This is a genomic window from Plantibacter sp. VKM Ac-2880 (assembly GCF_015351235.1).
GTDB lineage: Bacteria > Actinomycetota > Actinomycetes > Actinomycetales > Microbacteriaceae > Plantibacter.
Genome location: NZ_JADKSJ010000001.1, coordinates 657,961 through 670,175 on the forward strand (window position 1 = coordinate 657,961; position 12,215 = coordinate 670,175).

The 12,215-nt window shown below is 69.9% G+C and carries 11 protein-coding genes and 1 tRNA gene; 4 read left to right on the top strand and 8 right to left on the bottom strand.

Going from position 1 to position 12,215, the window contains the following annotated elements:
• The first annotated feature begins 22 nt into the window (after window positions 1–22).
• On the top strand, window positions 23–976 hold the full coding sequence (locus tag ITJ57_RS03225) for an L-lactate dehydrogenase (protein ID WP_194668821.1): 954 nt from the start codon (window positions 23–25) through the stop codon (window positions 974–976).
• A gap of 5 nt (window positions 977–981) precedes the next feature.
• Complete coding sequence (locus tag ITJ57_RS03230) at window positions 982–2,607, top strand: L-lactate permease (protein WP_194670279.1); 1,626 nt, start codon at window positions 982–984, stop codon at window positions 2,605–2,607.
• 74 nt (window positions 2,608–2,681) lie between these two features.
• Here ITJ57_RS03230 and ITJ57_RS03235 read toward each other — a convergent pair whose 3' ends face one another.
• Window positions 2,682–3,065, bottom strand: a complete 384-nt coding sequence (locus ITJ57_RS03235; protein ID WP_194668822.1) for a thiol-disulfide oxidoreductase DCC family protein — start codon at window positions 3,063–3,065, stop codon at window positions 2,682–2,684.
• A 121-nt stretch (window positions 3,066–3,186) separates the two neighbouring features.
• A tRNA-Gly gene (locus tag ITJ57_RS03240) sits at window positions 3,187–3,260 on the bottom strand.
• A 221-nt stretch (window positions 3,261–3,481) separates the two neighbouring features.
• On the opposite strand from ITJ57_RS03240, the gene ITJ57_RS03245 reads away from it, so the two are divergent.
• Window positions 3,482–3,778, top strand: a complete 297-nt coding sequence (locus tag ITJ57_RS03245) for a hypothetical protein (RefSeq protein ID WP_194668823.1) — start codon at window positions 3,482–3,484, stop codon at window positions 3,776–3,778.
• A 257-nt stretch (window positions 3,779–4,035) separates the two neighbouring features.
• Here ITJ57_RS03245 and ITJ57_RS03250 read toward each other — a convergent pair whose 3' ends face one another.
• The 3 genes from ITJ57_RS03250 to ITJ57_RS03260 all read right to left on the bottom strand — a co-directional run bounded on the left by ITJ57_RS03250 (window position 4,036) and on the right by ITJ57_RS03260 (window position 8,442).
• Window positions 4,036–5,406, bottom strand: a complete 1,371-nt coding sequence (locus tag ITJ57_RS03250; protein WP_194668824.1) for an LLM class flavin-dependent oxidoreductase — start codon at window positions 5,404–5,406, stop codon at window positions 4,036–4,038.
• 83 nt (window positions 5,407–5,489) lie between these two features.
• Window positions 5,490–6,914, bottom strand: coding sequence for an APC family permease (locus ITJ57_RS03255; RefSeq protein WP_194670280.1), 1,425 nt, complete (start codon window positions 6,912–6,914; stop codon window positions 5,490–5,492).
• Window positions 6,915–7,020: 106 nt separating this feature from the next.
• Window positions 7,021–8,442, bottom strand: coding sequence for an HNH endonuclease signature motif containing protein (locus ITJ57_RS03260; RefSeq protein WP_194668825.1), 1,422 nt, complete (start codon window positions 8,440–8,442; stop codon window positions 7,021–7,023).
• A gap of 148 nt (window positions 8,443–8,590) precedes the next feature.
• Between ITJ57_RS03260 and ITJ57_RS03265 the strand changes: the two genes are divergently transcribed.
• Window positions 8,591–10,045, top strand: a complete 1,455-nt coding sequence (locus ITJ57_RS03265) for a threonine/serine exporter ThrE family protein (RefSeq protein ID WP_228506751.1) — start codon at window positions 8,591–8,593, stop codon at window positions 10,043–10,045.
• 189 nt (window positions 10,046–10,234) lie between these two features.
• On the opposite strand, the gene ITJ57_RS03270 is transcribed toward ITJ57_RS03265, so the two are convergent.
• From ITJ57_RS03270 to ITJ57_RS03280, 3 genes are read right to left on the bottom strand one after another with little or no spacing between them, the layout of a single operon-like run.
• Window positions 10,235–11,464, bottom strand: coding sequence for an MFS transporter (locus ITJ57_RS03270; protein ID WP_194668827.1), 1,230 nt, complete (start codon window positions 11,462–11,464; stop codon window positions 10,235–10,237).
• Between the two features lie 51 nt (window positions 11,465–11,515).
• The gene (locus ITJ57_RS03275; RefSeq protein WP_194668828.1) at window positions 11,516–11,656 is read right to left on the bottom strand and encodes a hypothetical protein; all 141 of its coding nucleotides are present in this window, start codon (window positions 11,654–11,656) and stop codon (window positions 11,516–11,518) included.
• The gene (locus tag ITJ57_RS03280) at window positions 11,646–12,098 is read right to left on the bottom strand and encodes an SRPBCC family protein (protein ID WP_194668829.1); all 453 of its coding nucleotides are present in this window, start codon (window positions 12,096–12,098) and stop codon (window positions 11,646–11,648) included. The genes ITJ57_RS03275 and ITJ57_RS03280 overlap by 11 nt, the downstream gene beginning before the upstream one ends.
• Window positions 12,099–12,215: the final 117 nt, after the last annotated feature.

The window sequence follows — 12,215 nt, forward strand, 5'->3', positions numbered from 1 at the left end:
CAGCGCAACGACAGGAATGAACATGGCCACCCGAGAGAACAGCAAACTGACCGTCGTCGGCGCCGGAAGCGTCGGCGCGAGCGTCGCCTACGCGGCCTTGATCCGAGGATCCGCACGGCACGTCGCGCTCTACGACATCGCGACGGACAAGGTCGAAGCCGAGGTGCTGGACCTGGCGCACGGCACCCAGTTCGTCGGCGCGAGTGAGATCACCGGCGGCTCGGACCTCGCCGTCGCTGAGGGCTCGCACGTCGTGGTCATCACCGCCGGGGCCAAGCAGCGTCCCGGGCAGTCGCGCACCGAACTCGCCGACGTGAACGCGGGGATCATCGAGGGCATGATGCCCGGCCTGCTCGACGTCGCGCCCGACGCGGTGTTCATGCTCGTCACCAATCCATGCGATGTGCTCACCGTCATCGCCGCCGAGGCGTCCGGCCTGCCGCACCATCGGATCTTCTCCTCGGGCACCGTGCTCGACACGTCGCGTCTGAGGTGGAAGCTCGCGCAGCGCGCAGGCGTGTCGACGAGCAGCGTGCACGCCAACATCGTCGGAGAACACGGCGACACGGAGTTCCCGCTCTGGTCGGAGGCGATGATCGGGCCGGTGCCGATCCTCGAATGGGAGACCGACACATGCCCGAGGATGACGGTGGAGGAACTTGACCGGATCGCCATCGACGTGCGCGACGCCGCGTACCGGGTGATCAAGGGCAAGGGTGCCACCAACCACGCGATCGGTCTCTCCAGTGCCCGGATCGTCGAGGCCGTCCTGCAGGACGAACGAGCGGTGCTGCCGGTGAGCACCGTGTTGACGGACTTCCACGGGATCGACGGTGTCGCGCTGTCGGTGCCGTCGATCGTGGGCGCCACCGGCGCCGAACCCGTGAGGAACACCCCCTTCTCCGACTCGGAACTGACGCTGCTCGGGCGCTCCGCAGAAGCGTTGTCGTCGGTCATCGCCGGACTGGACCGGTGACGACCATGTCACCTCAGGACACCTGGCTCCAAGGCCTCGACCCGCTCGGTGCGCCGTGGCTGTCCGCCCTCGTCGCCGCCGTCCCCATCGTGATCTTCCTGCTCTGCCTCGTCGTCTTCAAGCTGACGGGGCTCCAGGCGGCAGGCGTCGCGCTCGCCGCCGAGCTCGTCGTCGCCATCGGCGTGTTCGGTATGCCCGCTCCCTCGGCCGCGGGTGCCGGACTCCTCGGCGTGCTGAACGCCGTCTGGCCGATCGCGTACATCATCGTCATGTCGGTGTGGTTGTACCGCATGGCGGTCGCGAGCGGGAAGTTCACGGTCATCCGCTCGTCGATCGCGCTGATCTCGCCCGATCAGCGCATCCAGGTGCTCCTCATCAGTCTCTGTTTCGGAGCGTTCCTCGAGGGTGTCGCCGGCTTCGGGGTCCCCATCGCGATCTGCGCCGCGATGCTCGTCCAGCTGGGGTTCCGGCCGGTCCGAGCGGCGATGGTCAGCCTCGTCGCGAACTTCGCGGCGGGCGCGTACGGCGCGGTGGGCATCCCCGTCATCGTGGGTGCTCAGGTCGGCGGCGTCGACGTCATGGACCTCTCCCGCGATCTCACCTTCATCCTGCAGCCGGTGACGTTCTTGATCCCGTTCCTCCTGGTCGTGATCCTGGACGGGTTCCGCGGACTCCGCGAGACCTGGCCTGCGACCCTCGCCGTCAGCGTGGTCTTCAGTGGCAGCCAGGCCGCCGTCCTCCTCTTCTTGGGCCCGGAACTCGCGGCGATCCTGCCGGGGCTCCTCGGCATGCTCACCCTCGCCGCGCTGCGGTTCGTCTGGTCGCCGCGCCGCGTGTTCCGTGAGGACGGCGCCGCGGTCGTCGAGATGGATCGTCACACCCCTCGGGAGGTCCTTGAGGCGTGGAGTCCGTTCTACGTCCTGACGGTGCTCGTGTTCGTGTGGAGCACACCGGCGTTCAAGGCCCTGTTCGCACCCGGGGGCGGGTTGGCGTGGTCGGTGGTCGACGTGCCTATCCCGGAGGTGACGGGACGGATCACGACCGCGGGAGGGACGGTGGTCCAGACCGTGTGGAGCTGGTCCCCACTCGGAGCCACCGGTACGGCGATCCTCCTCGCGGTGATCGTCACCGCCCTGACCACACGGTCGCTGACCGCGGCGGTCGTCTGGGCGGAACTCCGCTCCACCCTTGCGGACCTCTGGCGGGCGTTGATCCTCATCGCCGCGATCCTCGTCCTCGCGCAGATCGCGAACCTGTCGGGCGGCTCGGCCAGCATCGGCACCGCTCTCGCCGGGGCGGGGGCGCTCTTCCCCTTGCTGGCTCCCGTCATCGGGTGGGTCGGCGTCTTCCTCACCGGTTCCGTCGTCAACAACAACACCTTGTTCGCCCAGCTCCAGGCGACGACAGCCGGACGCATCGCCGTCGACGCGACGCTCCTGGTGGCGGCGAACACGGCCGGGGGTGCCGCAGCCAAGGTCATCTCCCCGCAGTCGATCGCCATCGCCGCGGGTGCGGTCGGCTTGTCCGGTCGTGAGAGCGAGATCCTGCGCGCTTCCATCGTCTACAGCGTCGGCATCCTCGCCGTGTTGAGCGTCTGGACGTTGGTGCTGTCGTTTGTGGTGGTCGCTTGAGCCGGCGGGGTCCAGGTGGGCATCGCCGCCGGCGAGCGGGCTGACCGACACTGGACGAGCGCTCCGCCGGGCGCCTAGCTCGTCGGCCGGGGCAGTGCGCAGGCGGGCGTGCCGCCGGGGAGACGATGCCGGTAGCGGGCGATGAGGAAGTAGCCGACTCGCGCCGCCCACGAGAACGGCGGTGTGACCAGCAGGTTGCCGAGGAACCGCCAGCCGAACGCCGGCTGCATGCGCAACAGTGCGGCGAAGGCGGCGTGCCCGCGGTGCCGCTGCTCGCCCGACAGGAACCAGGCGGCGGTCGTGACATCGCTGTTCGTGAGGCCGACCTCGTCCAGGTCGAGCCACTGCCACGGCTGTGCCTCCGGGAAGACATCCAAGACCTTCTTGAGTCGCTCCACCCAGGTGGTGCAGAAGGCGCAGTCGCCGTCGTACACGAGCAGTGAGCGGTTCAGGTCCATGACTGTCGATCATAGATCGAGGGCGCGCGATGGGCGACAGATGCTGCGCATGACCGTGGGCGTCGAGAGAGCAGTACCTGATCGGCCTCAGCGACGAGATCGCCGGCCTGACCAGGTAGTTTGGAGCGGATGACGGGAATCGAACCCGCGCTATCAGCTTGGGAAGCTGAAGTTCTACCATTGAACTACATCCGCGTGGCGCCGGAGCGTCCTCAGTAATCGTACATGAACCGGCGGGCCCCCGTTCGGCCCCTGGGGGTTGTCGACGGGCGGGGTGTTCTCGTGCGCCCTTCGACAAGCTCAGGGACCGGAACTGAACCGCGCCGGGTCGGCGAGCGGGATCGGCTCGGTCAATGGGGCGCACGAAGCTAGGCTGGTTCACCGTTCCCCGCGTGGGACGGGACTGAGGAGGCGACGTGCAGCGCACCGCGGGTATCGTCCTGGCCGGCCTCGCGACCGCGGCCGCCGCGGGATTCGGGGTGGCGAGCGCCATGGTGGCCCGCCGCGTCATCTCCGCAGGACGGGTGCATTACAGCGACCTGCTGCCGAGCTCGTCTCCGATCACCGTGCGCCTCGATCGGAACGCGGCCACCGGCCTGCCAGGACGCTACGGGCTCGAGTTCGACGACGGCTCCCGGGCCATCGTCGGCCCGGTCATCGGCCGCGAAACCACGGACGGTTCCGTGATGCGTCGGGCGATCCTGGGTCTCTGAGCTTGTCGAAGGGCGGGGTGCATCCGTGGGCCCTTCGACAGGCTCAGGGACCGGGGTGGTTGGTTTGCGGGATCGGCTTGGGTGGGTGCGTGGTGCCCTTCGACAGGCTCAGGGACCGGGGTGGTTGGCTTGCGTGATCGGCTGGCGTGGTTGCGCGGGCCCTTCGACAGGCTCAGGGACCGGGGTGGTTGGTTCGGGGAATCGGCTTGGGTGGGTGCGTGGGCCCTTCGACAGGCTCAGGGACCGGGGAGCAGAACCTACTTCGCGTAGCGGTAGCGGGCACCCGTGTGCTCCTCGGGGAGGCGGTCTCCACGACCGTGGAGCTTGTGCCGCAGGCTGCCCTCGACGTACTCCTCCGGGTAGGCACCGCGGCGACGGAGCTCGGGGATCACGAACTCGACGATGTCCTCGAAGGTGCCCGGCGTGATCGCGTACGCGAGGTTGAAGCCGTCGACATCGGTCTCCTCCACCCACTCCTGCAGAGTGTCGGCGATCTCCGACGCACTCCCGACGATCCGCGGCCCGAGACCACCGATCGCCCCCATACGCGCGATGTCCTTCACCTTGAACTCGCCGCCCTCCTCGTTGGCCGCCTGGTAATTGGCGACCGCCGACTGGATGGCGTTGCTCTCGACGTTGCCGATCGGCTCCTCGGGGTCGTACTGCGACAGGTCGATGCCCATCCAACCCGACATGAACACGAGCGCACCCTCCTGCGACGCGTACTGCAGGTAGTCCTCGTGCTTCGCCTGGGCCTTCTCGCTCGTCTCATCGGTGATGATCGTGACGAGCGTGTAGATCTTCGCCGAGTACCGGTCGCGACCGGCCGCCTCCAGCGCGTCGCGGATCCGACTGACGGTCGCCTTCAGCCCCGCCTTCGTCGACGCACCGACGAAGATCGCCTCCGCGTTGCCCGCTGCGAACTGGATGCCGCGCGGCGACGCGCCCGCCTGGTAGATCACGGGCGTGCGCTGGGTGGACGGCTCCGACAGGTGGATGCCTGGCACGGTGTAGTGCTTGCCGAAGTGGCCGATCTCGTGCACCTTCGTCGGGTCGGTGAACACGCCCGTCTCCCGATCGCGCACCACCGCGTCGTCCTCCCACGAGCCCTCCCACAGCTTGTAGAGGACCTCGAGGTACTCGTCGGCGACGTCGTACCGCTCGTCGTGCTCGAGCTGGTCGTCGTGCCCCATGTTGCGTGCCGCGCTCGGCAGGTACCCGGTGACGACGTTCCAGCCCACGCGACCCTTGGTCAGGTGGTCGAGCGTCGACATGCGCCGCGCGAACGGGTACGGGTGCTCGTAGGCGGTGCCCGCGGTGACCCCGAACCCGAGGTGCTTCGTCACCGCGGCCATCGCCGAGACGAGCAGGATCGGGTCGTTCACCGGCACCTGCGCGCCGTTGCGGATCGCGGCCTCATTGCTGTCGCCGTACACGTCGTAGGTGCCGAGGACGTCGGCGATGAAGATGCCGTCGAAGTTCCCACGCTCCAACAACTGGGCGAGATCCGTCCAGTAGGAGAGGTCCTTGTAGGTGCTCGACCGGTCGTCGGGGTGACGCCACATGCCCGACGCCTGGTGGGCGACGCAGTTCATGTCGAAGGCGTTGAAACGGATCTGACGAGTCATGAGGACGATCCTGCATCACCCGTCCCGGACGCCGCCTGGCAATCCGGGATCGCCGTAACAGGGCGTCATCTGCGCTGCGCGCATTAGCTCCGGGTGGGTTCCTCCGCCGCGAGCGCCTCGGCGTACTCCGTGTCGCTCAGCGCTCCGACCGTGGAGTGCCGGCGGCCGTACGCGAGGTACAGGGCCGCCCCGGCGAGCATCCACACGAGGAAGACGAGCCAGGTCGTCCCGCCGAGCGACACCATGAGCCCCAGGCACATGACGATGCCGAGCGCCGGTACGACCGGGAAGAGGGGGACCGAGTAGCTGCGGTCGAGGTCCGGACGCAGCCGGCGGAGCAGGATCACCGACAGGTTCACGAGCGCGAACGCGAACAGGGTGCCGATGCTGGTGGCGTCGGCGAGTTCACCGAGGGGGATGAGCGCGGCGACCACGGCGACGACCGCGCCGACGATGACCGTTCCGGCGACGGGCGTGCCGCTGCGGCGACCGACCCGAGCGAACACCCGAGGCACCATGCCGTCCTGCGCCATGCGGTACAGGATGCGGGTCTGGCCGTAGTAGACGGTGAGGACGACGCTCGCGATCGCGATGACGGCACCGATCGAGAAGAAGAGCGCGACGATCGGTTGCCCCGTGATCTCGGTGAGGATCCCGACGAACGCGGACTCGTCGTCGGCGAACTCGGTCCACGGGCGGGCCCCGATCGCGGCGATGGCGACGAGGATGTAGACGGCGGTGACGATGACCATCGACAGGATGATCGCGCGCGGCAGGTCGCGGCGCGGGTTCGTCGCCTCGTCGCCCGCCGTGGACGCCGCATCGAAGCCGATGTAGGAGAAGAACAGGCGGCTGGACGCTGCGGCGATCCCGGCGACACCCATGGGTGCGAGCGGCTCGAAGTTGCCGAGGGAGAACGCCGAGAACGCGATGACGACGAACACGAGCAGGACGGCGAGCTTCACGAACACCATGACCGTGTTCGCCCACGCACTGTCCTTCGCGCCACGGACGAGCAGCAGCATGGCCAGCAGCACGAGGGCTGCGGCCGGCAGGTTGATCAGGCCGTCGGCGACACCGATGGGGTTCGCGAGTGCGGGCGGGAGGCCGAGGCCGAACACCGCGAGCGCCTCGTTCACGTACTGGCCTGCGCCAACCGCGACGGCTGCGACGGAGACCCCGTATTCGAGCACGAGGCACCACCCGCACACCCAGGCGACCCCTTCGCCCATCGTCGCGTAGGCGTAGGAGTAGCTGGACCCGGAGACGGGCACCGAGCCGGCCATCTCGGCGTAGGACAGTGCCGACAGGAGCGCTGCGAGCCCGGCGACCGCGAAGGCGATCCACACGGCAGGCCCGGCGAGCGGGACCGCGGTGCCGAGTACGACGAAGATGCCGGTGCCGAGCGTGGCACCGACGCTGATCATCGTGAGCTGCCACACCCCGAGCGAGCGGCGGAGGGATCCACCCGACTCCGCCGGATCCGTACCGAGGCGGACGAGCGGCATGCGCCGGCGCAGCTGCGCGAGGAGCGGGAGTCGGCGATCAGTCACGGGTACCCATGGTAGACGCGGGAGGCAGGGGCGCTCGCCGAGGCGGGATGATGCGGTTCGCTCAACCCGTCTCGGCGAGCTCCGGTCTGGTCTCGTGTCGTCGGCCGTCGGGTGTGGTCCAGGTGAGGATGCCGCCTGGATGGTGCTCGAGATTCCAGCCCGGCAGATGTTTGAGTCGGTGATGGTGCCGGCAGAGACAGGCGAGGTTGTCGATCGCCGTGCTCCCGCCGTCCTGCCAGGCGACCGAGTGGTCGAGGTCGCAGCTCCGGGCGGCTCGCCCGCAGCCCGGAGCCCGACACGTGGTGTCTCGCAGGCGGACGGCACGCGCGAGGTCTGCCGGCACCCGGTACTGGCCGCGTCCGACGGACAACACGGCTCCCGTTTCCGGCTGCGTGAGGATGCGGGTCATCGACGGAGCGGTGACGGCGAGGCGGGCGGCGGTGTCGGGGTCGATCGGGCCGTACCCGTCGAGCTCGCCGGGTTCATCGGTGACGCCGAGGGCGGACAGTGCCGGAACGGTCATCTGCACGGTGGCCCGGATGCGGGCCTCGATGCCGACCGGCTCGGCGAGCAAGGGCGTGGCCCCGGCGGCGACCGCCTCCTCGGCGATCCTGGCGGCGTCGTCGAGCGGCGCGGAACCGGGGAGCCACGTGAACGTCCCGGTCGTCTCCGGGTCGACGGGGATGGGGTCGGCGTCGTCCTGCACCGTGCCGGCGACGGCGAGCGAGGCGAGGGCGTCGGCGCGCAGCTGCGCGAGCGTTCGAGGGTCGCCGGCGACGCGTGCCGGGACCGCGACGGCGTCGAGCCGGTTCCTGATCTCATGCGCCAGCGGGGCCGTGGTGAAGAGGTGCACCCAGGCCATGCCGTCGGCCGCCGCCTCGAGCTCGACACGGCGGTCGGTGATCGACCGTGCGCGCCGAGCGGTGAACGATTCGGGGTGCAGCCGCTCGCGCACCACCCTCGCGCGCTGCCGGAGGCGAGCGGCCGTGGACCGGGTGGCGACGGGCAGCACCTGCTCGAGGAACACCACGCGGCCCTCGGCTGGGACGTCGCGGAGTTGGTCGGTGATGGCTCGGGCGTGACCGCCACTGATGGCGCCCCGCGCGAGCGCCTCGAGCACGGCGGGCGCGTGATGGACGAGGGTTTCGGCGTCGCCAATGCGCGCCTGGAGGGTCGGTTCCGACATCCTCGTGGCGATCGCGAGCGACGCGCACATCGACCGCCGCGCGAGGTCGCGGGCCTCGGTGGAGGAGGTGCCCGAGGAGACCAGGGCGGACGCGGTCGCATCGGCATAAGAGCAGGCCTCGGCGAGGAGCCGTGCCTCCTCGGCGTCGAGTGCCGCGCGGCGGCGGGTGAGGTCGACGAAGCGGTCGGTGAACGACGCGATGCGGGCCGCGAAGGCATCGCTCGGGTGCGCCTGGTGCGCGGGCACTCCCGGCGATCCGGGCGCCTCGGGCCCCTGGATCGCGTCGTTCTCGGTCATGGATCCAGTCCATCACGGACCACTGACATTCGAGATGACCAGTTCGCCGGGCCCGGCGTCAGCGCGGACCGACCACCTCGCACAGCCCGGCCCCGAACGCCAGAGCGACAGCACCGTCACCCGTGACTCGTACGATGAGCTAGTGGGTATGCGTTCGCTGCTGAGTCAGCTGGCCGGGGGAGTCCGAGGAGCGGCGCCGGACGGCGTCGACGAGCAGACGGTCGTCCGCCTCAATGCCGAACGGCCCGTGCGTGAAGTCCTCGAGCTGGCCGGCCGGATCGGCGAGTCGATGCTGGCCCTCGGAGCCGCAGCGGCCGAGGTCACCGATGCCATCCGCCGGGTCTGCCGGGCGTTCGACCTCGAGTGCCAGGTGGACCTCACGTTCACCTCGATCCTCATCGCGCACGACGGGTCCGAGCTGTCGCCGGGTGTCACCGTGCTCCGCGTGGTGCGCTCGCCCTCCGCCGACTTCGACCGGCTCGCCAAGGTCGTCGTGGTCGCCGAGGGCATCACCAACCGATCCGAACCGATCATGACGGTCACCGACGTCGCCCCCGACGAGGAGGCCGACGTCCGCGACGAACTCCACGCCCGCCTGGGCGCCGCCCACCGCGACCTCGACCGCATCCTCACCGCACGCCGCACCTACCGGCGAGGTTTCGTCACCGTGCTCCTGTCGACGATGGCAGCGGCCGTCGCCGTCCTCCTCGGGGGCGGCGTGGTCTCGATGCTGCTCGCCGCCGCCACCACTGCGCTCATCGACAGCGCGTTCCGCGCCTTGAACGTCTGGAAGCTGCCGGTCTTCTTCCTCCAACTCACCGGGGCGGCCATCGCCACGACCGTCGCCGTCCTCATCTCGATCCTCAGTCCCTACGTACCTGACGACCTCTCGGCCCTGCCGCCCGCCCTCATCGTCGCGTCGGGCATCGTCGTCCTCCTCGCCGGCGCGTCGCTCGTCGGGGCGGCCGACGACGCGATCAACGGGTTCCCGGTCACCGCGAGCGGACGGCTCGTCGAGGTGATGCTCCTGACCATCGGGATCGTGGTCGGCATCGGTGGCGTCCTCGACCTCGCCCGGCGCCTCGGCATCTCCCTCGTGCTGTTCGACCTCCCCGTCAGCCCCTGGCCCGTAGCCGTGCAGATCGTCGGCGCGGCGGTGGCCTCGGCCGCCTGGGCGATGGCCTCGCAGGCGGCCCTCCGCGCGGCGTTCTTCGCGGGGATCACCGGCGCGGTCGCGTTCTCCGTCTTCGTGTTCGTCTCCGGCAGTGGCGTCGCTCCCGCGGCGGCCAGTGCGCTCGCCGCGCTCATCATCGGCTTCGCCGCGGAGGCGCTCGGCCCGCGGCTACGGATCCCGGCGATCATCCTCACCATCTGCGGGATCGTCCCGCTGCTGCCTGGGCTCGCGATCTACCGCGGCATGCTCGCGCTCGTGAACGGCGAGCAGGGTTCCGAAGGGGTCGAGCAGCTGCTGCAGGCGGGACTGACCGGCCTCGCCCTCGCCGCCGGTGTCACCCTCGGCGAGATCCTCGCCCGCCGCACTGGCGTCTCGGGCCGCGTGCTGCTGCCCGGGTACATCCGGCGTTCCAAGCGGCATCCGCGCTGAGCGGAGGAGGGTGCGGGGGAGCGGAGCTGCCCTTCGACAGGCTCAGGGACCGGGGGGTGCGGTTCAGGGACCGGGGGGTGCGGTTCAGGGACCGGGGGGTGCGGTTCAGGGACCGGGTGGTTGCGGCTCAGGAACCGGGGGTTGCGGTTCAGGGACCGGGGGTTGCGGTTCAGGGACCGGGTGACAGGCTCAGTGCCCGGTCGGCATGGCCGTCCGCTGCTGCGGCTTCGCCGCGGACGTCAGGAACGACGCCAGGACGACGACGGCGAGCACCACGATCATCGCACCCCGCAGCCCGAAGTGCTCCCCGAGGAAGCCGAGCAAGGGCGGCCCGACGAGGAACGCGACATAGCCGGCCGAAGCGACTGCGCCGACCGTCGTGGTCGGGTCGTCGCTCTCGCCCGCAGCCGACAGCGTCACCGGGAAGCCGAGCGCCGCACCGAGTCCCCACAGCAAGACCGCGAGCCCCGCGACGAGCACGTTGTCGGAGAAGACGACGAGGGCGATGCCGACGGCTGAGACGATCGCGCTCACCCGCAGCACGTTCGCCTTGCCGAACCGGGCGATCAACGGCTCGCCGGAGAACCGACCGATCGTCATGGCGAGCGCGAACCCGGCGAAGACGATGGACCCGACGGCAGCCGTGGTGCCGTGCCCGTCGACCATGATGAGCGGCAACCAGTCGCCGGCGGCACCCTCCGCGAGGGCGAGGGCGAGCACGATGAGGCCGAGGAAGATGACCCGCTGCTGCCGCCAGACCGCGAGCTGCGCGCGGATCCCGGGGGAGCCGGCGCCCGTGTCGGACTGCCGTCCGGTCTCGGCCGGGATCTTCGGCATCGCCCACACCAACGCCGCCAGCGCGACGGCCGCGACGATCAGCAGGTGGATCGTCACGGGGAAGGCGATCGCCGTGAGTGCGATGCCGGCTACGGAGCCGATGACGGAACCGAGGCTGTAGCAGCCGTGGAGGACGGGCAGGATCGATCGGCCGGACAACTGCTCGATGAGCGCACCCTCGATGTTGATCGCGATCTCCGCGAGGCCGAAGCCCAGCCCGATGCCGACGAGACCGAGGAAGACACCGATGCCCTGCCCGGCGCCCGCCGTGATGGCGAGCAGAGCCAGCCCCGTGACGAAAGCCGCCCCGCCGATGACGATCGGTCGACGCGCGCCGAACCGACGGACGAGGGCCGCGGACGACAGGATGCCCGTCATCGACCCGACGGAGATCCCGAAGAGGATGAGGCCCATCTCGGCGGTGCTCGCGTGGACGAGGTCTCGGACGGCGGGCGTGCGGACGATGAACGACGACAGGCCGACCCCGACCGTCAGCATGAAGACGAAGATCGCCCCGCGCCGCCGCCGGAGATCGGCGGACAGCGCGGGGCGGGGGTTCGCCTGACCGGCGCGGGCACTCATGCTCCGAGCCTAGAGGCGGTGAGGCGGTGATGCGGTTGGAGGGCCGTGTCGCTAGCCCGAAGGGTTCTCGACCGGGTCGCCCTCGGCGTCGGTCCCCGTCTCGGGGTCGACCTCCTCGGGGTTCGGCACGGCGTCCTTCACGTCGTCGTCGTGCGTGTGCGGGGGACCGGGGCGGGGGCCGTCACTCGACATCGCCACGCCATCCCTGTCCGGTCTGACCCTCGGTCTCGACGAGCTGCTTGAAGTTGCCAAGGTCCTTCTTGATGGCGTGGTTGTCCACACCGAGCGCCGATCCGAGGTGCTCGAGGAGGCCCTTGGGCTCCCAGTCGAGCTGCACGGTGACGCGGGTCTTCGCGTCCTCGAGACGGTGGAACGTGACGACGCCGGCGTGATCGACCTCGCCACCGGTGCTCGTCCACGCGACGCGCTCGTCCGGGTGCTGCTCGGTGATCTCCGCCTCGAAGGTGCGGGTCTGTCCGGCGACGTTGACGGTCCACTCGGTGAGGACGTCGGTGACCTGGGTGATGGACTCGACCTCGTCGAGGAACTTGGGGAAGTCCTCGAAGCGGGTCCACTGGTTGTAGGCGACGGAGACGGGAACGTCCACGTCGATGGTTTCGATGACCTGCGTCATGGGAGCCATCCTCTCTGCTTGCGGTACCTGCGTGTGTCTCGTCCGGAAAGCCCGAACGCGATTGCGACGGTACGCGTGCAAGCTGCGATTCCGGGGGCGTAGCCGGAGACGCGGCAA